Source organism: Microbacterium sp. Se63.02b (genome assembly GCF_014171575.1).
GTDB lineage: Bacteria > Actinomycetota > Actinomycetes > Actinomycetales > Microbacteriaceae > Microbacterium.
This window is the reverse complement of record NZ_CP050453.1, coordinates 339,693-364,659: the sequence shown is the minus strand read 5'-3', so window position 1 is coordinate 364,659 and position 24,967 is coordinate 339,693. Positions and strand designations below refer to the sequence as shown.

The window sequence follows — 24,967 nt, the reverse complement described above, 5'->3', positions numbered from 1 at the left end:
TCGCTTAGTGACGGGTGTGGCTGGCCGGCAACTGACGGAAAGCAGAGGTAGTCGGCTCTGTGTGTTAGTTGGTCAGAGTAGGGAGCCGAGGTCGGAGCCGAGGGAGGGGTAGGTGGCGGTGGTGGATTTGAGTTGCCGGGTGGTGAGACCCAGTTTGATGGCGATGCCGAAGGTGTTGATCAGTTCGGAGTAGCCGGGGCCGAGCAGGTGCGCGCCAAGGATCTGATCGGTGTCGGTATCGATGATGATCTTCGCGGCGGCGGTGGTTTCGGCGACCCGGTAGGTGGAGTACCAGTTGCTGGTGTCAGTGAAGCGAACGGCGGTGTTGTGGCTTGTGGCGGCTTCTTCTTCGAGGAGGCCGACCCGGTTCAGCTCCGGGATGGTGAACACGGTCGTGGGGACCCCGGTGTAGTCGGGTGCTGTGGTGGTTCCTTTGAGCATGTTCGACGCGGCGACTTTCCCCTCAAACACGGCCACCGGAGTCAGGGGACGTCCCGCGGTGTCGGCGGCGTCTCCTGCGGCATAGACGGCGGGGTTGGTGGTGCTTTGCAGGTGCCCGGCGACGGTGACTCCACGTAGGCTGCCGGCAATACCGGCAGCGTCCAAATGGAGGCCATCGAGGGCGGGGACGCGACCTGCTCCATGAACGACGAGGTCCGCGTCAAGACGGGTGGTCGTGCCGTGGGTGTTGATGCTGATCTGGAACCCGGCGGGGGTGGCCTCGATGGCGGTGACGTTGGTGTTTCGGTAGACGTGGATGCCGGCTTGCTCGGTGCGGGAGGTCAGCAACTCCACCAGGTCGGGGTCGAACTCGCGCAGGGGTCGCGGGCCGTGGTCGATGATCGTGCACTGCGCGCCGGCGCGGGCGGCGATGTGCGCGAACTCGAACGAGATGAAGCCGCCGCCGATGAACACGATCCGCTGCGGTAGAGCATCGAGGTCGAGGAATTGGGTGCTGTCGATGAGGTGTGCCGCACCGGGGAACGTCAACGGCCTCGGGGTGGCCCCGGTGGCGATGAGGAAGCGGTCGGCGTGGTGGGTAGTGCCATCGATGGTGAGGGTGTTCGGGCCAGTGAACTCGGCGTGGCCGTGAAAAGTGGTGGCACCGTTGCCGGTGAGTTCGTCTTCCATGCCTTTCGGGACACCGTCGGTGAAGCCGCGCTTGCGCCGCATCAGGGCCGGCCAGTCGACACGGAGGCCGCCTTCTGTGATGCCGGTGTCGTTCATCAGCCGGGCGGCATCGACGATTTCGGCGCCGCGGCGGAGGATCTTTTTCGGGTCGCATCCCCGGAGCGCGCAGGTACCGCCGTAGGGTAACGCGTCGACAATCCCGACCCGCCAGCCCTGCGCCGCACACTTGTTCGCAGCGGACGTGCCCGCCATGCCTGCACCGATGACCAGCAGATCGAACGCGTCACTCACCGGATACCCGCTTCGACGGTCCTGATGGCGTCCCGGATCTGCTCTGTCGTGGGCGACCCGGCAAGACCTGCCGGTGTCAAATACACCCGGCACGACAGGCCGGGCGGAGCTTCTGGCGCGGGAAACAGCGGCACACCGTCGGCCAGGAGAGTCGGGGACCCGCGGAAGTCGAGAGCTTCCGCTTCCTCCTGCGTCTCGATGAGCTGCCGGCTCACCGTGACGTCGGATCGTTCCGCGGCGATCACCGCGAGGCGATCCGCGGCCGTCTCCCAGTTCGGGCACCCATCGAAGTACTGCAACGTGATCTGCATGCATCGACCGTAAACGTTGCAGCCCGGTACAAGGTCAAGTGGTGAAATGGGGGTATGCGCATTGGAGACCTCGCCGCCACCACGGGAGTCAGCACCCAGACCCTTCGTTTCTACGAACGCGAAGGGCTACTTTCTGCACCGAGTCGACAAAGCAATGGATACCGGGTCTATGACGATGAGGTCGCTTCCCGCGTCGGATTCATTCGCGCCGCTCAATCTGCCGGATTGACGCTGGCCGACATCGCCGGAGTCCTCACTCTCCGGGAAGACGGGCAGGCGCCCTGCTCGCACGTGCACTCGCTGCTCGATGGCAAACTCAATGAAGTCAGGGTCCGTCAACAAGAACTCGCCCGTCTCGAAACAGAACTCGTCGACATGCTCACCACCAGTTCGGCCGTCGACCCAGCGACGTGCTCGGAGCGCAGCATCTGCAACGTCATCCCGCGGCCGCTACCGTAAACCCGTCGTTGTACGCACCAGCAGGGCATCTCGAAAAGCTACAGCTTTTCGAGACATCGGCCGGATCCCGGCTGTGTGATCGCTGATCCGTGTGATCCTCGGTCAGCGTCTGTCTCAACAATGCGTCTCACCGGAAAGTGTCTCAGCGCGATGACGCGGCGGGGTTTGTGAGGCACAATGGCCGAGTGAGACTTCTTGGATACACCCGCGTGAGCACATCGAGCCAGGATGCGCAGCTGCAGCTCGACGCACTCGTCGCCGCTGGTGTTCAGAAGCGCGACGTGTTCGCCGATGTCACCTCCGGGAGCAAGACCGCGATCGAGCGTCGTGGGATGAAAAAACTCCTCGAGCACGCAGAAGCCGGTGACACCGTCGTCGTCTGGCGCGTGGACCGCCTCGGCCGCTCCCTCATCGACGTGCTGAACACCGTAAACCTGCTGCGCGAGCGGGGCATCCATGTGCGTTCTGTCTCGGATGGGATAGATCCAGCGACATCGACGGGCCGGTTGATGCTGAACATGCTCGCCACGCTCGCGGAGTACGAGCGTGAACTGATTGTCGAGCGGGTAAATGCTGGGATCGCCGCCGCCAGGCAGAGCGGCACTCGCTTCGGTCGTCCACTCTCGGACCCAGCGGTAATCGCCGACAAGCTCGCGATCGCCGCCGACGCCCGAGCGAAAGGTCGCACCGCCGAAGATGCAGCACGGCTCGTCGGGTGGAGTCGCGCCACGCTCTACCGCCACCAGCAAGCCCTCGCCAGCCGCGAGAGCATCACCATCTAGCGATGTGATGAGCGGCGGGGAGCGGTGGCGAATTCTTCGACTACACGTCGAGGACCAGATACCTCTCACCGCTCTCTCCCGAGAAACCGGGATTGGCCTGCGCACGCTCCAACGCTGGCACCAGCTCTACCGAGACCACGGCATCACTGCACTCGACCCTCAACCGAGAGCCGACGCCGGCATTCGTCGCACGGGGGGCGAATTGGTCAGATTCATCGAGCACCTCGCGTTGACCAGGCCGAGGCCAGCGATCGCGACGCTGCACCGCCTTGCGAGTACCGAAGCGGAGCGGCAAGGCCTGGCGGTGCCCAGCTACGCCACTGTCAGAGATATCGTGCAGTCCCTCGACCCGGCACTGGTAACGCTCGCGTTGGATGGACCCATTGCGTATCGCGATCGATACGAGCTCGTATACCGGCGCCGAGCCGACGGGCCCAACCAGATCTGGCAGGCCGATCACACCGAACTCGACATCCTCATCACCAGTGCCGTAGGCGGCAAATCTGATCGACCCTGGCTCACGATCGTGATCGACGACCACTCACGCGCGATCTGCGGATACACCGTCTTCACCGGTGCACCATCAGCGATGAACACGGCCCTCGCGCTCAGGCAGGCGATCTGGCGCAAGACCGACCCCGCGTGGGCCATGTGTGGAATACCCGACGTGCTCCACGTCGACCACGGCTCCGACTTTACCAGCCATCACCTCGAACGCACCGCCATCGAGCTGCGCATCCGGATCATCCACTCCACCGTGGCTCGGCCCCAAGGCCGCGGCAAGATCGAACGCTTCTTCCGCACCATCAACACAGAGCTTCTCTCCACTCTCCCCGGGCACCTCAGACCAGGCGACAGGAATCCTCACCCCGCTCTAGATCTGGCCGCCCTCGACCAGGCGATCGGCGGGTTCATCGGGATGTACAACGCACGCCCGCACCGGGAGCTCGGAGTATCGCCTCGGGACGCGTGGGTCGCGGACGGCTGGCTTCCGCGAATGCCCGACAGTCTGGAACAACTCGACGGCCTCCTGCTCACGGTCCCCAAGAACCGGGTCGTGCAGCGCGACGGCATTCACTTCCAGGGCCAGCGCTACCTCGCTCCGACACTCGCCCCCTTCGTCGGGCACACGATCACAATCCGCTACGACCCGCGCGACATCTCCGAGATCCGCGTGTACGACCGCGACACATTCGTCTGCATCGCCGTCGACGAAGCCCACCCCAATCTCCGCCTCAGCCTCCGCGACATCGAAACCGCCCGCCGAGCCCGCCGCCGCGCACTCCGACACACCATCAACGACCGCATCCTCACCGCCGTCACCCGCGACGAGCCACGCGACGTCGCGGCACCTCCGCATCGCCGCCGGCTACGCACCTACGAAGAGGACGAGTGATGAACCAGCCATTCATCGTCACCAAAGAGCACCGACGCTTCACCGAATTCGCGAACGCCGTCCGCAAAGAGAAAACCATCGGCATCTGCCACGGCGACGCCGGCGTCGGCAAGACCAACTCCGCCCGCCGCTACGCAAACTGGGACGCTCTGGAGCCCTACATCAACAAGTGGGGACCTCGCGGCGAGCACGACGCCAAGCACTACGCCCTCGCCAACCGATCCCGGACTGTCTTCTACACACCCGAGGTCCTCTGCAGACCCAAAGATCTCATGCACGACATCGACCGCTGGCAGGCAAAGGTCGAGATCTGCGCCGACGAACACCTCCGCTCGCGTGAGACCGAACCGACCACCACGCCGATCGGCATGTCTCACCTCGTGGATCTGCTCATCATCGACGAAGCCGAAAGGCTCACACCGACTGCGCTCGAGCTGCTCCGCGACCGCCACGACCGTGAACACCTCTCTATGATCCTCATTGGCATGCCCGGCATCGACCAACGGTTCCGCCACTACCCACAGCTCTACAGCCGACTCGGCTTCTCCCACCACTACCGAACCCTCGGCCGAGAAGAACTCCTCTTCGTCCTCGACCGCCACTGGAAACACCTAGGACAGCAACTCGACCCAGAGGACTTCACCGACGCGCAGGCGATAGCTGCGATCGAACGCATCACCCGTGGCAACTTTCGTCTCCTTGAACGGCTCTTCCCTCAGATCGCCCGAGTGCTGAAGATCAACGGGCTTGAGACCATCACCGACGACGTCATCGAAGCCGCAGCTAGCATCCTCGTCATCGGCAACTAACGCCGCCAAGCGATCACAGAACACCGCCACCGAGCGATCAACTCCACAGGGGCGACGCTCGGCGTGTCGCACTTCCCCAGCACCACCACGGGTGCCCGGCCGCAAACGATCGTTTTCGGTGGTAGCCCGGGCACGACATCAACAGCGAAGTCGAGGATGATTGAGTCGTGGAGATTGAGCTGCTTTATATCGCCGGTTGCCCCAGCTGGGTTGAGGCTGGCCGTCGTGTTTCTGAGGCGCTACGAGAAACAGGCCACGACGAATCGGAGGTTCACTACCGACTCATCCGGACGGAGGAGGACGCGGGCGCAGTCTCGTTCGCGGGCTCCCCCACGATCACCCTGGATGGCAACGATCTCTTTCCGGGGTCGGGGCGAAGCAATGACCTCGCCTGCCGTATTTACAGCACCCCTGCTGGGCTGGCCGGGATGCCAACGGTTGAACAGATTCGAGAGGCGCTCTCCGCTCATGGCGACTGACGAGGACGTTGCGTGCACGTGCTGCGGGCGACATCTGCCACGCAAGAAGCTGCACGCACTCGGAGACGATCGCGCTTTCATCTGTCGACGATGCGGCTGGTGGGTGGCTCTGCGCCTACATCGCGACCGCCCGCCTGCCTAAGCGTGAACTCACTCAACGGCTGCCCACGGCGATCGCGCCGATGTAGAGGGCGAGTTGATGGGTGTCCCACCACCGCACAACGGATCTCACTCGGTGCTCTCATCCCCGGCGCGGATCATGAAAACTGCTCCGGTGATCGCTGCGGCGAAGATTACGATGTCGGCGATGTTGCCGATGAACCAGTTTCCGTAGGCGAGGAAGTCCACGACGTGACCACGGGCGAATCCGGGGTCCCGGAAAAGGCGGTCGCCTGCGTGTGAGGCGGAAGCGCCGCCGAGCGCGCCGATGACGATCGCCCATCTCACGCGTTGCACTCGGAACGCGAACACGATCGCTGTGACCGTGGCGGCGACAGCGAGCAGCGCGAACACCCAGGTGAAGCCTTCCCCGAAGGAGAATGCCGCTCCGGGGTTATAGGCGAGCTGCAAACCCAGCAGGTCACCGATCAGCGGGATGCGCTCACGGTCGGTGAGGGTCGCTTCGGCCCACACCTTGGTTCCCTGATCGATCAGCACGACGACCACGGCGATCAAGAGCGCTCCACCAGTGAGCTGCCGCCGCCGGGTCGACGACAGCTTGCGCGCAGCGGGCGGATGAGCCTCTGACTGGGAGGAGGTCATGCGAGCACCTCGATCAGACGGACGATGACCCCAGATTCGATCAGGATGAACAGGCCCAGGCCGATGAACACGGCCGGTACGAGCCAGTGCTCGACGCGCTCCAGCCCCTCGGTAACAGCCTTGTTGGTGCCGATCAGCCGGCCGGCCGCGCACCAGACCGCGACGAGGATCAGGAATACGACGATCATGATCGCGACGTCGCTGGGGGCGCTGGTGCGGAAGATCGGCGTGTAGAGGGAGATGTTGTCGGCCCCGTTGGCGATCGTGATCCCTGCGACGCCCCATAGTCCGACCGCGGTGATCTTGGAGTCGTCATCATCGTCATCGCTGTTACGGCGCAGGCCGCGAATGAGCGTCCAGATGCCGATGCCGAGCGGGATCAGACCCAGGAAACCGACCCATTCGTCCGGAACGATGGTGAGACCGAGAGCGGCGATCACGCTGATCACGACGAGGGTGATGAACCCGAGATACTGGCCCGCGACGATCTGCCACGGCCGGGGCTTCCCTCGACTGGAAGCCAGGAACAGCACGGTGAGCACGACAATGTCGTCGATGTTGGTTGCCGCGAACAGGCCGATCGCTGAACCGATAGTTGCGAGCATCAGCTTTCCAGTCGTGGCGTGCGGGTGCGTGCGGCGCGCAGACCGTTGAGGATCACGATGACCTCCGCGACCTCGTGGACCAGGACGACGGCCGCGAGCCCCAGGACGCCGAAGAGCGCGAGCGGGAGCAGTGCAGTGATGATCAGCAGCGACAGGATGATGTTCTGGTTGATGATCCGTCGACCGCGGCGGGCGTGATCGAACGCTCGCGGGATGAGGCGCAGATCATGGCCGGTGAAGGCCACGTCGGCGGATTCGATTGCCGCGTCGGAGCCGGTGGCGCCCATCGCGATACCGATGTCTGCGCCAGCGAGGGCCGGTGCGTCGTTGATTCCGTCGCCGATCATCGCGACCGGCCCCGCCTTTGACAGCTCGCCGATCGCGGTTGCCTTATCCTCGGGACGCAGTTCCGCGCGCACGTTGCTGATCCCGGCCTGCGCGGCCAGTGCACGAGCGGTGCGGGCGTTGTCTCCGGTGAGCATCGTCACGCCGACGCCTTGGTTGGTGAGCGTCCGGACTACCTCGGGGACTTCAGGGCGCAGTTCGTCGCGGACGCCGATCGCGGCGACGGGGGTTCCGTCGCGGTGGACGATCACGACGGTCATGCCCTGCTCCTCCAACTCCGCGACCTGCTTCCCGAGGTCGCCCGCGTCCAGCCAGCGAGGACTGCCGACGGTGATTCTCGATCCGCCGACAGTGCCGTCGATGCCGTGCCCGGCCTGCTCGGTCACATCTGCAGCTGCCGGTGTGCCCGGGGCCGCGGCGGTGATCGCAGAGGCAAGGGGATGCGTGCTGTGCTGCTCCAGTGCGGCCGCCCAGGCCAGCGCCTGTGTCTCGGTCACGCCGTTCGCAGTGAGCACCGCGGTGACCGCAGGTTCGTTGCGGGTGAGGGTGCCGGTCTTGTCGACCGCGACGTGGCGGACCGTGCCGAAGCGCTCGAAGACGGCGCCGGACTTGATGATCACGCCGAACTTGCTTGCTGCGCCGATCGCGGCGACGACCGTCAGCGGCACCGAGATCGCCAGCGCACACGGAGAAGCGGCGACCAGCACGACAAGCGCGCGGGTGATCCACACCTCTGGATCGCCCAGCAGCGACCCGATGATCGCGACGAGCGCTGCGAGGATCAGAACGCCGGGTACGAGCGGGCGGGCGATCCTGTCCGCGAGACGTGCACGCTCGCCCTTCTCGGTCTGCGCCTTCTCGACCAGCTCCACGATCGTGGTGAGCGAGTTGTCGGTGCCCGCAGCGGTCGTTTCGACCTCCAGCGCGCCGGCGCTGTTGATCGCACCGGCCGACACCGCATCGCCGGGCTCGACCTCGACGGGGATCGACTCCCCGGTGATCGCCGAGGTGTCCAGGCTGGAGCGGCCAGAACGGACGATCCCGTCGGTTGCGATCCGCTCGCCGGGACGGACCACCATGACCTGGCCGACCGTCAGCTCTCTCGCGGGCACCTGCGCAGAGACGCCGTTCTGCAGCACGGTCGCTGTCTCCGGCACGAGCTTCAGCAGCGCCCTCAGCCCGCCCCGGGCACGGTCCATCGCCTTGTCCTCGAGCGCCTCAGCAATCGAGTACAAGAACGCCAGAGCCGCAGCCTCCTCCACGTAGCCGAGGATGACCGCGCCGATCGCGCTGATCGTCATCAGCAGCCCGATACCGAGCTTGCCCTTGAACAGTTTCCGGATCGCGCCGGGCGTGAACGTCGACGCACCGAGGAGCAGACCGGCCCAGAACAACACCAGCGCCGGGATCTCGAGGCCGGACCATTCAAGGATCAGACCGGCCAGGAATGCGACACCGGAGAAGACCGGCACCATGATCCCACGGTCCCTCCACCAGGGCCGCACAACCTCTTCGGTCTCATCCTCCGCCGCAGTGGCAGGCTGGGCAGGCTCGTGCTCGCAGCCACACGCCGCGCTCACGCGTCCGCCCCCGTCCCACAGCAGCCAGCCACCGTGCACGCAGAGTCCACGCACGGCGCGTGCTCATCGACCGCCAGCGTCACGTCCACGAGCGCGACGAGCGCAGCCGTAAGATGCGGGTCGGCGATCTCGTAACGAGTCTGGCGACCCTCCGGCTCGGCAACGACAATCCCGCAGTCACGCAGGCAGGTGAGATGGTTCGACACGTTCGAACGCGTCAGCTCCAGCTCACGAGAGAGCACAGCCGGGTAGCTCGGTCCACCGAGCAGAGACATTAGGATTCGGGAACGCGTGGGATCGGCCATGGCCCGGCCGAGCCGGTTCATGACATCGAGGCGTGAGGAAATAGTCAGCACACACTGAACTATACAGTGATTGATGACCTATTGGAACGGCTTCACCCCAGGCGACATCTCTGGGGCCTGGGTGTAAGTACATCCGGCTCACACCCCACCGAATACGCCTACCGAAACCCGCTTACGGCGCACGTTTCTGGCATTCGATCTGGTGTGCCTTCACTCACCGCGCCGCAAACGATCGTTTTCGGCAGCTCTCGCGTAAGGCTGAGGCGTAAGGTTGCCTGGTCGACCCGGACCCTGTCGACGGCGGTGATCCGGTCCGCTCGTCATGAGCGCGGTAGCCGGTCCACTCGTCGCAAGGGTGGTGCCGACGCCCCACTAATCGTCGAGACGGTCGAGAATCTCATTCATCTGGTCGATCTCTTCCTGCTGTGACGAGATGATCTGCTCACAGAGATCTTGGATCTCCGGGTCGCTGATGTCTGATTGCTCACACACCAGAATCGCTCGAGAGTGATGCGGGATCATGGAACGGAGGAACTGGTCGTTACCGACGAACGCTTCCGAGCGTCCCATGAAGAAGGCGACAAGGAAAAGCGCGGCGAAACCTACGAGCAAGCTGATGTTCGCGGCCTTGTTCGGGAACATCTTCCACATGACGATGACCATGATGATGCCCATGGGGAAGACCATCATCAGTGCCATGTAGAGGTTGCTGATGTTGAGGAAGAGATCGTCCAGGACGTTGATCATCGCAAACGTGAGGAAGTACATCACAACGAAGCTGAGCGATAGCGAGACGGCGAGCTTAAGGTAGCTCGACATCCCGCCCTGATTCTTCCCCTGGGAGTGGCCGGCCGGCGGGCGTGAACCGTTGTCGGCGTGCTGGCTTGTCATAGCGACTCCAGCAGTGCAACGCACGCCTGTTCGCAGCGTCGGCATGCCTCAGCGCAGATCGTGCAGTGTTCGTGCATGGTGTGCTGTTCACACTCGTTAGCACAGCTCAGGCACGCCGCTCGGCAAGCTTCGAGCGCGGCACGGGTGACGCTGGCGTCGTGCCCGGTGCGACGGGAGAGGATCCGGGTGGTGGTTACGCAAAGGTCTGCACAGTCCTGGTTCGCGCGAATGCACTTGATTAGGTCAGCAACCATGTCCTCGCTGAGGCAAGCGTCGGCACATGCGGTGCAGGCTTGCGCGCACGCGAGACACGCGTCGATGCAGTCGACGAGCTTCTTCTGATCAATTCCGCCCAGATCTTTCGGATACGTGCTGAGCATTTCTTCGGTGACGGTCATGAGAGAACTCCTTTCGTGAGCCACGAAAGTACGCTCGCATCGCCCGCGCACTGAGGCCCTTGAATACCCCGCTGGGGTCTGGTAACCCGGTATTGATAAGCCGCCGCGCTGCGCAGATCAGCCTGTGAGCTGAACAGAGTCGGCGACCACGTTCGCCTAGCGGGAATAGAAGCGAAAACATTGAGTTAGATACCCCCAGGGGGTATGCTCGAGGCATGAACGGGTACGACGGAAGCAAGGACGACCTGCGCAAGCGGTTGAATCGCGTCGAAGGCCAGGTGCGGGGGATCTCCCGGATGGTTGATGAGGACAAGTACTGCATCGACATCCTTACGCAGGTCTCTGCGGCGACGAAGGCCCTGGAGACGGTGGCGTTGTCGTTGCTGAGCGATCATCTGAGTCACTGCGTCGCTCAGGCAAGTGCTGAGGGTGGCGACTTCGCAGCGGAGAAGGTTCGTGAGGCCAACGAAGCCATCGCCCGCCTGGTTCGTTCATGACCACACGTCTGTTTAGTAAAGGAGAACACCATGACTGATCGCATCGAGCTGGGACTGACGGATGCGAACGCTGGTTGCGCATGCTGCGCTGCCCCATCGAACACAGAGACAGCCGTCCACGACGATTCTGCGGTCACATCGGAGGTGCTCGTCGACGGGATGACATGCTCGCATTGCGCATCGAGCGTCAGTGAGGAGCTGGGCGCTGTCGACGGTGTCGAGTCCGTCACCGTGGATCTCAACGCGGGTGGCACCTCCCGGGTGACCATCCGCAGCACCGCCCCGGTTGACCCCGCCGCTGTGAAGGCTGCGGTGGAGGAGGCCGGCTACGCTCTCGCGACCAGCCAGCCCTGAGTTGCATCTGTCGGCGTCCGGCTTACCCCGGGCGCACCTGAGCAAGGAGTCTCCGATGAGCCAGCACGACGAACACACCGATCACACCGCGCACCGCAACCACACGGCGGCGGCAACGACGGAGCACGACCATGGGGCGATGAGCCACGATCACGCTGCACCGCACGAAGACACCGGGCACGGCGGCCACGAAGATCACGCCGGTCACGGCGGGCATGGCGGCCACGGGGATCATGTGGGGCAGTTCCGGCGCCTGTTCTGGATCATGCTGCTCCTCGCCGTGCCGGTGGTCGGATTCTCGACGATGTTCTCGATGATCCTGGGGTACCCGCTGCCGGACGCGGCGTGGGTCGCGTGGGTGTCACCGGCTCTCGGAACGGTGATGTACGTGTGGGGCGGTGCCCCGTTCCTGACCGGTGCGGTCGGTGAACTTCGTGCCCGCAAACCGGGGATGATGCTGCTGATCGCCCTCGCGATCACCGTGGCGTTCCTCGCCTCCTGGGGGGCGAGCATCGGGCTGCTGCACCACGAGCTGGATTTCTGGTGGGAGCTGGCGCTGCTGATCGTGATCATGCTGCTCGGCCACTGGATCGAGATGCGTTCCCTCGCCCAGACGACGTCGGCGTTGGATTCCCTCGCCGCATTGCTGCCCGACGAGGCGGAGAAGGTCGATGGAGACACCACTGTCACCGTCGCACCGGCTGATCTGCAGGTCGGAGACGTGGTGGTGGTGCGTCCGGGCGGGCGGGTCCCCGCGGATGGGCGGATCGTGCAGGGTTCGGCCAGCATGGACGAGTCGATGATCACCGGAGAGTCTCGGCCGGTGCGCCGCAGCGATGGTGACCCGGTAATCGCTGGAACCGTAGCCACCGATTCCGGGGTGCGGGTAGAGATCACCGCCATTGGTGAAGACACCGCACTCGCGGGCATCCAGAAACTGGTCACGGAGGCGCAGAGTTCATCGTCGCGGGCGCAACGACTCGCGGATAAGGCAGCGGGGTGGCTGTTCTGGTTCGCGCTCGGCGCTGCCGCGATCACCGCGATTGTGTGGACTCTCGTCGGCCAGCCCGAGGCAGCCGTGATCCGCACCATCACCGTGCTGGTCATCGCCTGCCCGCACGCGCTGGGTCTCGCGATCCCACTGGTCGTGTCGATAGCGACCGAACGCGCCGCCCGTGGAGGTGTGCTGATCAAGGATCGTCTCGCCCTGGAGAGCATGCGCACCGTCGACACGATCCTGTTCGACAAGACCGGCACGCTCACCACGGGCACCCCCGCCGTGACCGCGATCGATCCCGTCACAGGGGCCGACGCCGATCAGCTGCTCGCGTGGGCGGCGGCCGCGGAAGCGGACTCCGAGCACCCCCTCGCCCGTGCGATCGTCAACGCAGCGAAAGAGAAGAACCTCACCGTTCCGCGATCGACCGATTTTGAATCCTCCCCCGCCGTGGGGGTGCGTGCCCGTGTCGACGGACACGTCGTGCAGGTCGGCGGCCCGTACATGCTCGAGCAAGAACACGCCGCCGAGCTGCCGGTTGCCGACGAGTGGCGCGGTGAGGGTGCGATCATCCTCCACGTGCTCGTCGACGGTCAGGTGACGGGCGCGCTGCGCCTCGCGGATGAAATCCGCTCCGAGTCGCGTCACGCGGTCGTTGCGCTTCACGAGCGCGGCGTGCAGGTGGTCATGATCACCGGTGACGCTGACGCGGTCGCCGCGTCCGTCGCCGGCGAGCTGGGTATCGACCGGTACTTCGCCGGGGTCCGTCCGGAGGACAAAGCCTCCAAGGTGAAAGAACTGCAAAACGAAGGCCGCAAGGTCGGGATGGTCGGTGACGGCGTGAACGACGCCCCCGCCCTCGCCCAGGCAGACGTAGGGATTGCGATCGGTGCAGGAACGGACGTTGCGATCGCCTCCGCAGGTGTCATCCTCGCCAGCGACGACCCCCGATCGGTGATCTCCGTGATTGAGCTGTCGCGGGCCAGTTACCGGAAGATGAAACAGAACCTCTGGTGGGCCGCCGGGTACAACCTTCTCTCGGTGCCGTTGGCTGCCGGTGCGCTCGCCCCCGTCGGGTTCGTGTTGCCGATGTCGGTCGGTGCAGTGTTGATGTCACTATCCACGATCGTTGTCGCGCTGAATGCGCAGTTGCTGCGACGGCTGAACCTCAGCCCGGACGCCGTCGTCGACAAGTAGGCGCACGGGCGGCGGCGACGTACCCTGGAAGAAAGGGAGGTGGGACAGTGTTGACGACGATCGCACGGCGCGTGCGAGACCAGCGCACCCTCACCCGCACCCTCCTGACCGTCGTCGCCGTCGCCTTTTCCGTGATCTTCGGGCTTCTGGCGATGCACTCGATGAACACGCACACCATGCCCTCCGGGCACAGCGAAACCATCGCGGTCGCACCCGCGCATGCCGACGCTCACCCCGCACACGCCTCAGGCGAAGCTGCAGCGATGGATGAGACGGGCTGTGCGACGTGCTCTGACGATCACGGCATGTCGTGGATGGCCTGCGTTCTCGCGCTCCTCATCGCCGTAGTGCTGGTCACCCGGCCGCCCGCCTGGTGGCGCTCACTCACCGAAACCCCTGGTCCGCTCCTTTCACGTTTTGCGCTTCGCGGCGCGCTGTACCCGCTGCGGCCGCCGTCTCTCACCGTTCTCTGCATCAGTCGCACCTGATGGCTGGCATGCCCGTTCTATGGGCAACGCCCCCTCGCCCAGCCTGTCTCGCTGGGCACCATCATCGACTCTTGGAGAGAACCATCATGAAGACCCGTTTTGCGGCGACCGCCGCACTCACTCTCACTGCTGTGCTCGCCCTTGCCGGCTGCGCTGGAAACACCTCCGGCGGAGGCGATATGCCCGGCATGAATCACGAGAGCAGCAGCTCCGCCCCGGCGTCGGCGGACGCCAATGACGCCGACATCATGTTCGCCAGCATGATGAAGGAGCACCACGCTCAGGCCATCGAGATGTCTGACATGCTCCTCAGCAAGGACGGCGTCAACGAGCGCGTCGCCGCCCTCGCGGAAGAGATCAAGGCAGCGCAGGGCCCCGAAATCCAGAAGATGGAGCAGTGGCTCGAAGAGTGGGGCGCTGATACCTCCAACATGGAAGGCATGGACCACGGCGGCGGCATGATGTCCGACGACGACATGCAGGCCCTCGAAGATGCCACCGGGGCGGACGCCAGCCGTCTGTTCCTCGAGCAGATGATCGAGCACCACCAGGGTGCCGTCGAAATGGCCCAAGACGAAGTCGACAACGGCCAGAACAGTGACGCGGTCGCCCTGGCCGAGACGATCATCGAGGCACAGACCACGGAGATCGCCACGATGAAAGACCTCCTCGACACACTCTGATCTACCTTCGGGGGTGCGGCGCTCGCCCGCACCCCCGAACTGGCCTTCTCGCAGTAACCCACGCCACCGCGCTGGTGCCATGTCGCGACTCTCATTCGCGTACCGCTCGCGCACCTGCATGCATTTCTTCACGTCGGAGTCTCATGAACCGCCACTCGCCCCTACCCGCTTTCGCGATCGCTCTCGCAGCCGTCGCCCTCACCGGCTGCGCCGTGCCGCAGGCCTCCGGCACCAACGCGGTCCCCCCCGTTATCCAACACATTCACGGTGTTGCCGCTGACCCCCGCGGTGAGGACCTCTTCATAGCCACCCACGGAGGACTCTTCACCCTCAATCCTGAAGGTGCGATCGCCGGTCCCATCGGAGGCCACGATTTCGATGCGATGGGCTTTACCGTCCTCGACGACGCCCTCTTCGCATCCGGTCACCCGGGCACACAGACACCCGCAGAGCTCGGCTCCCCGAACCTAGGTGTCATTCGTAGTGACGACTTCGGCGAATCGTGGTCACCGATCGCCCTCACTGGCAGTACGGACTTCCATGTCCTCACCGCCGGACCAGACGGCACTCTCTACGGGATCGCCTCCGATGGCGTCGATCTGCTCATCAGCACTGACGACGGTCTCGAATGGACCCGCGGCGCAACACTTGCCGCGGCAGACCTCGCCGCCACCGGCGACGGTCTCTACGCCGCCGCGGAAGAAGGACTGCTCCTCAGCACCGACAACGGCGCCACCTTCACCCCCGTCGCCGACGCCCCGCTGCTCTACACACTCGACGCCAAACCCAATGGCTCGCTCGCAGGAGTCGGAACCGACGGTGCCCTCTGGTCACAGAACACCGAAGGAACATGGCAACGCCTCGACGCGCTTCAAGGGGCCGCTCAGGCCTTCACCGCGATCGATGACGAACGCTTCATCGTTGTCGACGACCGCGGCATCGTCCAGATCACAGCCGACGACACAACCATCCTCGCCCCCGCCCGGTAGAGAACGCCACCACCAGAACGGCCACCCATGGTCCCCCGCCGCAATCCCTTCCGACGCATATCCGTCTTCATCGCGTGCGCCACAGTCCTCGCCCTGCTTCTCGCCCTTGCGAGCTTCTACCTCATCGGAGCCATATTCAGATGACCCGCCACCTGCACCCAGCTCGGCACCGTCCACGAGCACACGTTCCCACGCGCACCAGCCACATGTCCCCACAGCGGCGTCACGATCGCCTCGTACGTATCGGGGCCTTCCTTCTCCTGGCCGCCGTCGCACTGATCGCAACTCATCTCCTCATCGACACAACCGTTCCAGACCAACGGTCACTCTGGGCATACACGCTCGGAAGCTACGAAACAGCGTTCATCCTCGCGATCGTCGGACTGGCGCTCGTGCTGCGTGAACCCCCGGGAGGCGCGGATGAATCTCAATGACTACTGGACCAACGCCTTTTGGTCCGTCATCCCCACGATCGCCGTCGTCGCAGCATTCTGGTTCGTCCTGCGGTCCATCATCAGAGCCGACCGCAACGAACGAAAAGCACACGCCAAGATCGAGCAACAACTCCGCGCGGAACGAAACCATCCTCGCCAACTCGCATCGGCGGACGACGAGCGAGACCCGCTACCTGAACGCCGGAAACGTCTGCCGAAAGCAGATACCGGCGAACGTTAACGGCGGGCGCACGATGACGGGCGACGCGAACTCGCCGGAAACGATCGTTTTCGGCGGGTCGTCTGCTGCACGCTCCCTCCTGCTGTGCTCACTCGCGTCTTCAGCGGGAGATTTTGGAAAGCGGAGATGGGTCCGAGGCCTCGCTTGCGGCACCACCAGTAGAACCGAATGCGAAACCACGCCGCAAACGATCGTGTACGGCGGGCGGCACCGAACCGTGAGGTTGCTCAACATTTTCTTGCGAGAGGCGAGGGGAAGTCTGCAATGTCGGACATATGAGGGATCGTGGTGACTATGAGCTGACCAGGATCGTGAGGGAACGCTATGACCGGTAACGACGAGCCCGAAGGGCATTCGTCCCCCGATGGCGTTCCTACTCTCATCGCGTGGGCAACGGATCAGGCCTGGCTGGCCGAGGCAGACCGCGATCGCGCCGAGGAACGTTTCGACCGGCTCGCTGGAGACCGCGAACTCGCGACCGCACTCCAGGCCAGCGGATACCGTGGCCGGAACTACGATCTGTTCGCGAATGAGATCGCGAAGTACGGGTGGGCTGTCATCCGCGGGTGGATCTACAAAGGGCAGATTCGTGGCGAGGTGAAGCGAAAAGGCTTCGGCGCACTGGAGCCTGAGCCCCGCCCGGGCTCGATGATCGAAGAGGCCGAGAGCCTGGCGGATGAGACGATCGTGCTCGCCCTCACCGCGTTCCGAGACAAGGTGCTCGTCCCGGGCAAGTGGGACCCCGCCAAGGGAGCTTCCCTGCGCACGTTCTTCGTGGGCCAGTGCCTTCTGCAGTTCAGCAACGTCTACAAGCGTTGGCGTCGAGAAGAGCTGCGTTCATATGCGGAGCCGCAGGCTCCGCCGCCCGCAGCGGCCTGGGCCGACGACTTCGAGGAGGGTCCGTCGACGTCGGCTGCTCCCGACGCGAGCGAGGCGGCGCACATCAAGGACGAGCTGCGTCGTGCATTCGGGAGCATCAAGGACGAGCGTGTCCGCTCAGCCTTTTATCTGAACGTGACGCATGGCTTCACGCACGCGGAGATCGGCGAGAAGCTTGGCATGACCGCGAAAGCGGTGGAGTCGGCGATCGCGCGCGCACGTCAGCAAGTACGACAGAACCGGGAGTCCGCATGAGCAGTGAATTTCGAGGCAAGATCGAGCGCTCGTCCTTCGGGACCCAGAACGCGAAGGCGGCACGCCGAACCGTTTCCGCCAACAAAGCGCAGTCGCTCGTCTCGCGATCGATGACGGGCAAGACTCAATCGAAGCAGTTGAGAGGCCGCGAGGGGAAGTGACCAGCGGCGGACATATACCGAGATGTCGGGATCACAACGGAAAAGAGCCGCCCCGCGGTAACGGGACGGCTCACAAGCCCTGAGAAGGTCAGGTCTCATCCAGAGCACTGACTGTACCGGAGTTGGCAGCCGCAGACTAGCGGCGCTCCATCTCATGGCACCCCGGCACCAATCAGTGAAGGAGTTCCCATGGGAACCGTTCGTCGCTCTGCATCCACCGGTCGTTTCGTCTCCAAGGCCGCTGCGGCCCGCTGGCCCGGAAAGACCACCACCGAACGTGTCGGTTCCGGCACGAGCAACTCGACCACGGTGCACCGCTCCGCGTCGTCGGGCCGGTTCGTCACCGAATCGACCGCCAACCGCAACCCGGGCGGCACGATCAGCCAGCGCGTCTAATCGAACCTGAGGGCCTGCACGTGCACACGTGCAGGCCCTCGTTGTGTAAGTCGAGGGCCTCCAGAACCCCGTCGGTGGCGGTCAGTAGTTCACCTTGTCGATGACGAGGTTCCCGTCGAGCATCTCGTGCGGGACGGGTCCTGCACTGGGGGAGCGGGATGGTCAGTCTCACGAGGTCGGGGTCCGCAACGGTCTCCGCGGACGCCAAGGCGTGAGCGCCCGGGACGGCAACGCCGACCGGCATCTCAATGTCTGCCGCAGCGCCGGAGCCGGCAATGTTCACCGGAAGCCGGCGGCGAGTACTGTTCACCCGAAGGCTAGTGGGGGAGCTTTCCCCTCGTTCGTTCAAGTCTGGCCTTGCGTTGCCTAGACCTTGCGACGGAAGCCGGTGGAGTCCCGAGTGACATCGGGCGACCAACGATGCGGTTCTCGCTTCACGTCGGGCCACTCGAGATCAGATCGAACGATATCCGGTCCGCGCCGGTGTGTCGGAAGCCCGTCGAAGCCGACCGGGCTGATCCTGGGCGCAGGCGACGAAGATGTGCCTACCGGCACTCCGCCTCCCTCCGGGAGTGATGATGAAGCCAGCTGAGATCGCACGGATGATCGCTCGTCGACGGTTCTCGAAAGAGTCGGAGCTGCACTGGGTGCCGCGTGATCATCGTTCGGAGACTGGCTATGCGAACAACACCTCGTTCGCACCGGTCGACCGAAGTCTCGGCCGTTTGGATTGGTCTGTCATCGACCCCATGAAGGTTCGAGTATCGAAGGGCGCCAGCCACTTCTTCACAGGATCTGAGTACTTCTGGAGTCGCACCCGCAGCCACGTGTGGTGTGAGTCTCAGTTCGAGCGCGACGAGTTGATGTGGCTCGATTTTGCCGGACAGGTCGAAAGGGTGTGGTCGCAGCCGTTTGGCGTGGTGTTCGGCGTCCGCTCACCGATGGCCGGTCATTGGCACGTGCCGGATTTCTTGTTGCAGATGTCGGACGGCTCCTACGCCGTCCGAGATGTGAAGCCGAAGGAACGCATCGACGAGTCCGTGCAACTGCAGTTCGATGAAACCGCACGGCTGTCGGCAACGCTCGGCTGGCACTACGAGGTGCTCGCCGGTCACAGCGTCCATGCGACTCGCGTGGTCGAATGGTTGTCGGCGTCGCGTCATGACCGTTGCAGGCCGTCGGCGGACATCGAGGACAAGATCCTCGACGCAGCTACTCAGGGCAAAACACGCCGGGAGTTGTGTGAGCTGGCGTCTCCAGATTGCCCGCTTCTAGCGTGCGCATGGGTTGACAACCTCGCCTGGCGCAGACTTCTCGCGCTCGACTTGTCGTCCGTATTCAATAGCAACACGCTACTGACTACCGCACATCGGGAGAGAACGGACGCGATCAGTGTCCGATGAACGCAAACTGAAGCTCGGAGACTCTTTCGAGATTGACGGCGAGAGCTGGGTCTGGGTCCACATCATTCCTGGCCTGGAGGTGAAGCTCCGCTCTGAACACGCGCCCGATCGACACCTGATCATGTCCGTAGACGAGTTCCTGCTCCAGGCCGGAACAGCCCAACGGGATCGCAGCGTATCTCTTCGACCGGACGGGGATGCATGGCCGACCGACGTATGCGATATGGAAGCCCATCTCCTTGAGGCGTTCACGGGCAGGCCGATGGATCCGTTGGCCTCCGCTTCTCGGGCACAATACGACCCTGCGCTGACAACTCAGAACGCACGCGTTGACGCGAAGCTGCTCGAGCTAAAAGGCACGTCACTTGGGCGAGCGCGCAGCACCTTTCACCTCCTGTGGAAGACGTACCAGCAAGACGGTGCAGCCGGGCTGAATGCCCGCATGCATCGCAAGGGCGAGCAGCGACTCTCCATCAGCCGGGCAGATGCACGGCTGGTGACGATCATCGATCGATTCCTCGATCGCCAAACGGACAAGTCGACGAGCAGCAAACGCCGGTGCGCTGTCTTGGTGAGGCGAGAGCTCGAGACCACTTACCCGGGCGATCCTCTATGCGAGATCAAGGCTCGCACCCTCCAGGGTTACATCAACGAGCGGGCGGCCGGCCGTTACAGCTTCGACAAAGCGACCACCCGGCGAAACACCGATAACAGCCCCAAGCGTCAGTACTACTCCGGGGCTGCCTATCAACTTGGGGAGCGATGCGAGATCGATTCAACGAAACTCGACGTTCTCGTCTGGGATGAGAACAGTGAGTTCCGGCCGACGCTCACCGTGCTTCTCGATGTCGCAAGCCGGGTACCGCTCGCTTGGGCGATTCACGCGGACAGCCCTGGCGGATTCGACCATGCACTCCTGCTCGCCCGGGCTGTCATCGGGCGCAAAGCCGTACCTGGTTCGGGAGCAGCCACCCTCGCGGGATCAGCCACGTTGCCTTCTGACCTGATGAAGCAGGTGAACCCCTACCTCACCGACGATTCTCTGGCCCTCCCGTGGATCTTCCCGCGATCGATCACTATCGACGGCGGAGCAGATTTTCGGTCCCGCACGTTCAGAGATGCCTGCAGTGCGTACGGAATCCACAGGGAACTTGCCCCCTCCAGAACGCCGACGGTAAAGCCACACGTAGAGCGCAACTTCGGCACCCTCTCGACAGACTTCGCCGCATGGCTGGCCGGTTTCGTGGGGAACTCCGTCGCCCATCGGGCCGCCAAAGACGACCCCACCCTCACCCTGGATTCGCTTCGCCTCATCCTCGACAGCTGGATAACGAACATCTACCTGAACAGGCCTCACCGTGGCTTGAAGTCGACGAGCTCCCCAGGGCGCATCTTCACCCCGAATCAGATGTACACCGAACTGTTCGCTGTAGGACCCGGCGTCCCGGTGCCTTTCGGAGTTGAGGAGTACCTCGCGCTCTTGCCCACGGAACGGCGCATGATCGGTCGTGCAGGGATCGAACTCCACAATCGCCGCTACGACTCACCCCACCTGGAAGATCTCCGCAATCGCTCCCTCACGGGCGCTGAACCGGGATCCGCGAAAGCCAGGAAATTCCCAGTGAGCTTCGACCCCTACAACGCCAATGCCGTCTGGGTGCGTCACCCAGAAACCGGTGTGTGGATCGAGTGCTGGGACATCGCTCTGCGGGAGAAGACAGCACCGATGGTCGCCGAGATCGACATGAAACTCCTTGCCCGATACCCCGACGCCGCAATCGACGATCCCGACCGCCGCCGCGAGTGGATCGACCACGTCGAAAGTCGCGAACGAGGAGACAAACGGAAACGTACCCAGCACAAACGAGAGCAACAGCGCCTCAAGGTCGAAGCGCAACGTGAACCAGGCCCCTCGACAACGACACCGATCCCACTACGGCAATGGGCCAAACCCGTCGACATCACCAGCATCGATTGGACATCCCCCGACATACATCTCGCGCAAGCAGAGGAGCTTGATTCATGAAGATCACCCCGCTCGTCCTCCGCCATGACCGCAAGACCAGCCTTGCAGGGCTTCGAGAAGCATTCGACGCCGAGCCCGCATCCCCGCCGAAGATCACCTTCCGGCAGTACACAAATCTGGACAGTGAAGCACGAGAACTATACGACCAAGCTCGCGAAGACTTTCTCCGACTGACACTGAGGGTGAAGACACGCGAGCAAGCGGTCTGCGCTCGCATTCTGGAGGACCTCATCCGGATCAACCCTCGGCTAAAGAACTCGCGGCGCGGGCTGATGATATCCGCGCCGATGTTCTCCGGCAAGACAGAGCTCGCTCTCCTGTTGGCTCGATCCGTAGAACGCAGACACGCAGCCCAACACCCCGACTACCTCAGAGACGGAGACGCACCGGTCGTCTGGGTGGAGATGACCGAACACTCGACCGGGAAAGCTCTCCTTGCCCAGATCGTGGAGTTTCTCGCCCCCACCATCGTTCTCCCCAAACAAATCGCCACCGACAGGCTGCGGAAGCTTGCCGTCGAAGCCCTCCACCGTCACGGCACGAAGCTGCTCTTGATCGACGAAGCGCACAAGCTCGGCGGGACTGAACCCTCCAGTGTCATCAAAGCCCTCCAGAACGAGTCCTGTGCGACCGTCGTCCTGGTTGGAATCAGTCTCGACCAAGCATTCAAGACGGGCGACGGCCTGCAAGTCAGCGCACGCTGCGACTTCGTCACACTCGACAAGATCGACCCGGACGTCAAAGAGGACTTCGAACAATGGATCAAATGGGTCGCCACCTTCGACAGCTTCCTACCACTATGCGGGCACTCCCACGGCCTTCTCACCCGCAACGCCGGCACGCTAGTCCACGCCGCCGACGGGCAGCTCGCCGTACTCGCGATGATTGTGGACCGCCTCGTCGCGTCCATCTTGCGAGACGAATCGCGCACCTCTGAGACCGTAACCCGCCAGCGACTCTTCGGGGTTCTCGATACTCTCCGGCGCACCACGCTCAACAAACACAACGTCACCCTGGACGACTTGGTTGACGCCGCATGATCAGCACGCAGGCGTGGGCGAAACGACCCAAGTGGCATCATCTTGAGACGCCACGCTCCTACGCGCAGCGGCAATGCCGCGCCGCAGGAGTGCCGTTCGACTTCGCCGAGAGGGCACTGACCAACCGAGCGCAACCGAACATCCACCGCGTCTGGATCGACGACGAAGCGGCCGCTCGGACGGTCGAGGCGACGGCGGGGCGCCCAGCCGGTCATTACCTCCGCATGAAACGTCTAGCGCAACCGGACTCCACACGGGCCTACCCGCAGCGCTTCCTGTGCCGCCTATGCAGTGCCGGGGAGACGATCGAGCAGATTCCCCACGATCGGGAGAACTTCTGTCTCCGACACCCGGGGCAGATGGTGTGGTTCGGTCCCGGAACCGAAACCGATACCCAGGTGATCGTTCCCTTCGATCCCTCTCTTCGGAACGCGGAACTCTCCTTCCGTCGACTCGTCGCTACTGGTCAGGTCACCACGCAAATGCACGGTCAGGTGTGGGCCATGGTGCGCGACAACGACACGCTCTCCGCCCAGAACGCAGAGACCGGGCAGAGTCCGTCTTTGATGAGCGCGGTACGCGAGATCGATCGCCGCGCACATCTGTACCGCGCGACGGTGCGCGTTCTGCAGATCTTGTCCAATCATTCGCACTGCGCACGATGGCGCACTCAGTCGGCGGCAGATCTACGGCTCGACATCAAGGCAACGTTGGGCTTCACCAACAGCGACGTCCTCGTCGAACGGGTGATTCTCTGGCTCCGCCCCCTCCGCCGCCACACCATCCCCACGAAGTTCCGCCCCCTGGAAGCTGCCCTCGACACTGTCGACGTCCCCCGCATCCTCGACACCACCGCCAACTACCCGCTGTGGATCCTCCGCCACCCGAAAGCCATCTCCGAATGGGACTGGGATCGCAACCCGCCCACCCGCGACCCCTGGTCGGGAGTAGATGTCTCCCACAAAGCCTGGTGGTTGTGCGAGGAGGGGCACTCCTGGGAAGCAAGCCCCCACGTGCGAGGCTTTGCCGAGACAAACTGCTCGTACTGCATCGGCATGGACTTCTGGCCTGGACACACCGACCTTGGCACCCTGCGGCCAGACATCGCCGCGGAATGGGACACCACCTCAGGAGCCAACCGCGGGGACCCCCATCACGTCAGCGTCACCTCTGCCCGGAGAATCAACTGGAGGTGTACTGCTCGAGAGCACACCTGGCCCGCCCAGGTGCGTTCCCGCACCACGCAAGAAACCAGCTGCCCCTACTGCAGCGGTAGCCGGGCGATACCGGGTGAAACAGACTTAGCCACACTTCACCCGGGCCTTGCAGCAGAGTGGGATTGCGAACGCAACGACAGCTCCATCACTCCGGAGACAGTCACCCCCGGATCGGACCGTGTCGTCTGGTGGCGCGGCCCCTGCGACCACAGCTGGGACGCGGCCGTCGGCGACCGTTGCTCGGGATACGGGTGCCCGTACTGTTCAAATCAACGCACCCTCGCCGGTTTCAATGACCTGGCCACCACCCACCCTCGACTCGCCGGCCAGTGGGACCCCTCGAACTCCAAGACTCCGCGAGAGGTCACCGCGGGTTCGGATTACCCTGCGGTATGGCGTTGCGCGCTGAGCCACACGTGGGAGCTTCCCGTCTGGGGTCGCACGACGGACAAGACGGGATGCCCCGTGTGCGCGAATCGGGTCGTCCTCGCGGGATTCAACGACTTGGGAACCCTCGACCCTCGTCTGGCTTCGGAGTGGGACCATGAAGCGGGGGCGAACGACCGAACACCCTCCGAAGTGACCGTTAGTAGCTCCTATGAAGCCCAGTGGCGCTGCGCTGAGAATCACACGTGGCCAGCGACAGTCGCCAACCGACACGCAGGCTCCGGGTGCCCCTCATGCTCCGGACGGGTCGCCATCCCGGGAGCCACTGACCTCGCGACACGCCGACCGGATATCGCCGCACAATGGGACCCCAGCAACGACTGCTCACCGAATCAGGTCACAGTCTCCTCCCACGTGAAAGTGTCATGGATCTGCCACCGCAACCACTCGTGGCCGGCGACAGTCAAGAATCGGACGTGCGGCCACGGCTGCCCCTACTGCGCAGGAAAGCTGCCCATCCCTGGCGAGAACGACCTTGCGACTCTGCGCCCCGACCTCGCCAAGCAATGGGACCCAGCGAACGCCCTCTCTCCTACCGAGGTCACCGTCGGGTCGGGTCGAAAAGTCATGTGGATCTGTGCGTGCGGATATTCGTGGCCGTCCAAGATTCAGACCAGAACCCGCAGACCTCACGCCCACTGCCCCGAATGTCGCAAGTAGTAACAGGACCCGATGCGAACCTCGTCTGGGGTTTTACTCGTGGCGCTGAGTCCTCCTCG

26 protein-coding genes are annotated in these 24,967 nt (G+C 63.9%); 18 read left to right on the top strand and 8 right to left on the bottom strand.

Annotated features, from left to right (window positions below; genetic code table 11):
• Positions 1-72 precede the first annotated feature (72 nt).
• Positions 73-1,422, bottom strand: coding sequence for an NAD(P)/FAD-dependent oxidoreductase (locus tag G4G29_RS01845; protein ID WP_183151637.1), 1,350 nt, complete (start codon positions 1,420-1,422; stop codon positions 73-75).
• Positions 1,419-1,733, bottom strand: a complete 315-nt coding sequence (locus tag G4G29_RS01840) for a thioredoxin family protein (RefSeq protein WP_167163704.1) — start codon at positions 1,731-1,733, stop codon at positions 1,419-1,421. The genes G4G29_RS01845 and G4G29_RS01840 overlap by 4 nt, the downstream gene beginning before the upstream one ends.
• A gap of 54 nt (positions 1,734-1,787) precedes the next feature.
• On the opposite strand from G4G29_RS01840, the gene G4G29_RS01835 reads away from it, so the two are divergent.
• From G4G29_RS01835 to G4G29_RS01815, 5 genes are all read left to right on the top strand, one after another.
• Positions 1,788-2,192 carry a heavy metal-responsive transcriptional regulator gene (locus G4G29_RS01835; RefSeq protein ID WP_183151636.1) on the top strand — a complete coding sequence of 135 codons (405 nt, stop codon included), beginning with the start codon at positions 1,788-1,790 and terminating at the stop codon, positions 2,190-2,192.
• A 185-nt stretch (positions 2,193-2,377) separates the two neighbouring features.
• Positions 2,378-2,974 carry a recombinase family protein gene (locus G4G29_RS01830; RefSeq protein WP_060921759.1) on the top strand — a complete coding sequence of 199 codons (597 nt, stop codon included), beginning with the start codon at positions 2,378-2,380 and terminating at the stop codon, positions 2,972-2,974.
• A gap of 7 nt (positions 2,975-2,981) precedes the next feature.
• A complete protein-coding gene (locus G4G29_RS01825; protein ID WP_183152732.1) occupies positions 2,982-4,370 on the top strand; it encodes a Mu transposase C-terminal domain-containing protein in 1,389 nt (462 codons plus the stop codon).
• Positions 4,370-5,179 carry an AAA family ATPase gene (locus G4G29_RS01820; RefSeq protein ID WP_060921758.1) on the top strand — a complete coding sequence of 270 codons (810 nt, stop codon included), beginning with the start codon at positions 4,370-4,372 and terminating at the stop codon, positions 5,177-5,179. The genes G4G29_RS01825 and G4G29_RS01820 overlap by 1 nt, the downstream gene beginning before the upstream one ends.
• 167 nt (positions 5,180-5,346) lie before the next feature.
• Positions 5,347-5,658 carry a hypothetical protein gene (locus tag G4G29_RS01815; RefSeq protein ID WP_029153956.1) on the top strand — a complete coding sequence of 104 codons (312 nt, stop codon included), beginning with the start codon at positions 5,347-5,349 and terminating at the stop codon, positions 5,656-5,658.
• 228 nt (positions 5,659-5,886) lie between these two features.
• Here G4G29_RS01815 and G4G29_RS01810 read toward each other — a convergent pair whose 3' ends face one another.
• The 6 genes from G4G29_RS01810 to G4G29_RS01785 form a co-directional block, all read right to left on the bottom strand.
• Positions 5,887-6,420 (bottom strand): signal peptidase II, encoded by a 534-nt coding sequence (locus G4G29_RS01810; RefSeq protein WP_029264099.1) that lies wholly within the window; start codon positions 6,418-6,420, stop codon positions 5,887-5,889.
• On the bottom strand, positions 6,417-7,025 hold the full coding sequence (locus G4G29_RS01805; RefSeq protein WP_036275918.1) for a cadmium resistance transporter: 609 nt from the start codon (positions 7,023-7,025) through the stop codon (positions 6,417-6,419). The genes G4G29_RS01810 and G4G29_RS01805 overlap by 4 nt, the downstream gene beginning before the upstream one ends.
• A complete protein-coding gene (locus G4G29_RS01800) occupies positions 7,025-8,950 on the bottom strand; it encodes a cation-translocating P-type ATPase (protein WP_197491836.1) in 1,926 nt (641 codons plus the stop codon). The genes G4G29_RS01805 and G4G29_RS01800 overlap by 1 nt, the downstream gene beginning before the upstream one ends.
• The gene (locus G4G29_RS01795) at positions 8,947-9,306 is read right to left on the bottom strand and encodes a metalloregulator ArsR/SmtB family transcription factor (RefSeq protein ID WP_036275916.1); all 360 of its coding nucleotides are present in this window, start codon (positions 9,304-9,306) and stop codon (positions 8,947-8,949) included. Before G4G29_RS01795 ends, G4G29_RS01800 begins: the two co-directional genes overlap by 4 nt.
• A 321-nt stretch (positions 9,307-9,627) precedes the next feature.
• Positions 9,628-10,146: a DUF305 domain-containing protein gene (locus G4G29_RS01790; protein ID WP_200838872.1), complete on the bottom strand. Its 519-nt coding sequence runs from the start codon at positions 10,144-10,146 to the stop codon at positions 9,628-9,630.
• Positions 10,143-10,544, bottom strand: coding sequence for a four-helix bundle copper-binding protein (locus G4G29_RS01785; RefSeq protein WP_082750002.1), 402 nt, complete (start codon positions 10,542-10,544; stop codon positions 10,143-10,145). Before G4G29_RS01785 ends, G4G29_RS01790 begins: the two co-directional genes overlap by 4 nt.
• A 215-nt stretch (positions 10,545-10,759) precedes the next feature.
• On the opposite strand from G4G29_RS01785, the gene G4G29_RS01780 reads away from it, so the two are divergent.
• The 13 genes from G4G29_RS01780 to G4G29_RS01720 all read left to right on the top strand — a co-directional run bounded on the left by G4G29_RS01780 (position 10,760) and on the right by G4G29_RS01720 (position 24,908).
• Positions 10,760-11,041: a metal-sensitive transcriptional regulator gene (locus G4G29_RS01780; RefSeq protein WP_053095982.1), complete on the top strand. Its 282-nt coding sequence runs from the start codon at positions 10,760-10,762 to the stop codon at positions 11,039-11,041.
• Positions 11,042-11,071: 30 nt separating this feature from the next.
• The gene (locus tag G4G29_RS01775; protein WP_060921756.1) at positions 11,072-11,395 is read left to right on the top strand and encodes a heavy metal-associated domain-containing protein; all 324 of its coding nucleotides are present in this window, start codon (positions 11,072-11,074) and stop codon (positions 11,393-11,395) included.
• A gap of 139 nt (positions 11,396-11,534) precedes the next feature.
• Complete coding sequence (locus G4G29_RS01770) at positions 11,535-13,589, top strand: heavy metal translocating P-type ATPase (RefSeq protein WP_244632639.1); 2,055 nt, start codon at positions 11,535-11,537, stop codon at positions 13,587-13,589.
• A 47-nt stretch (positions 13,590-13,636) separates the two neighbouring features.
• A complete protein-coding gene (locus tag G4G29_RS01765) occupies positions 13,637-14,077 on the top strand; it encodes a DUF6153 family protein (protein WP_183151634.1) in 441 nt (146 codons plus the stop codon).
• An 86-nt stretch (positions 14,078-14,163) separates the two neighbouring features.
• Positions 14,164-14,760: a DUF305 domain-containing protein gene (locus G4G29_RS01760; protein WP_026049681.1), complete on the top strand. Its 597-nt coding sequence runs from the start codon at positions 14,164-14,166 to the stop codon at positions 14,758-14,760.
• A gap of 212 nt (positions 14,761-14,972) precedes the next feature.
• Positions 14,973-15,749: a F510_1955 family glycosylhydrolase gene (locus G4G29_RS01755; RefSeq protein WP_244632319.1), complete on the top strand. Its 777-nt coding sequence runs from the start codon at positions 14,973-14,975 to the stop codon at positions 15,747-15,749.
• A 420-nt stretch (positions 15,750-16,169) separates the two neighbouring features.
• On the top strand, positions 16,170-16,424 hold the full coding sequence (locus G4G29_RS01750) for a hypothetical protein (protein WP_081859903.1): 255 nt from the start codon (positions 16,170-16,172) through the stop codon (positions 16,422-16,424).
• Positions 16,425-16,748: 324 nt separating this feature from the next.
• On the top strand, positions 16,749-17,558 hold the full coding sequence (locus tag G4G29_RS01745) for a sigma-70 family RNA polymerase sigma factor (RefSeq protein ID WP_029264083.1): 810 nt from the start codon (positions 16,749-16,751) through the stop codon (positions 17,556-17,558).
• Between the two features lie 350 nt (positions 17,559-17,908).
• Complete coding sequence (locus G4G29_RS01740; RefSeq protein WP_017201940.1) at positions 17,909-18,115, top strand: hypothetical protein; 207 nt, start codon at positions 17,909-17,911, stop codon at positions 18,113-18,115.
• A 575-nt stretch (positions 18,116-18,690) separates the two neighbouring features.
• Complete coding sequence (locus G4G29_RS01735; protein WP_210274224.1) at positions 18,691-19,518, top strand: TnsA-like heteromeric transposase endonuclease subunit; 828 nt, start codon at positions 18,691-18,693, stop codon at positions 19,516-19,518.
• Positions 19,508-21,544 carry a Mu transposase C-terminal domain-containing protein gene (locus G4G29_RS01730; RefSeq protein ID WP_183151632.1) on the top strand — a complete coding sequence of 679 codons (2,037 nt, stop codon included), beginning with the start codon at positions 19,508-19,510 and terminating at the stop codon, positions 21,542-21,544. The genes G4G29_RS01735 and G4G29_RS01730 overlap by 11 nt, the downstream gene beginning before the upstream one ends.
• Positions 21,541-22,584: a TniB family NTP-binding protein gene (locus G4G29_RS01725; protein WP_183151631.1), complete on the top strand. Its 1,044-nt coding sequence runs from the start codon at positions 21,541-21,543 to the stop codon at positions 22,582-22,584. The genes G4G29_RS01730 and G4G29_RS01725 overlap by 4 nt, the downstream gene beginning before the upstream one ends.
• Positions 22,581-24,908 carry a zinc-ribbon domain-containing protein gene (locus tag G4G29_RS01720; protein WP_183151630.1) on the top strand — a complete coding sequence of 776 codons (2,328 nt, stop codon included), beginning with the start codon at positions 22,581-22,583 and terminating at the stop codon, positions 24,906-24,908. The genes G4G29_RS01725 and G4G29_RS01720 overlap by 4 nt, the downstream gene beginning before the upstream one ends.
• The last annotated feature ends 59 nt before the right edge of the window (positions 24,909-24,967 follow it).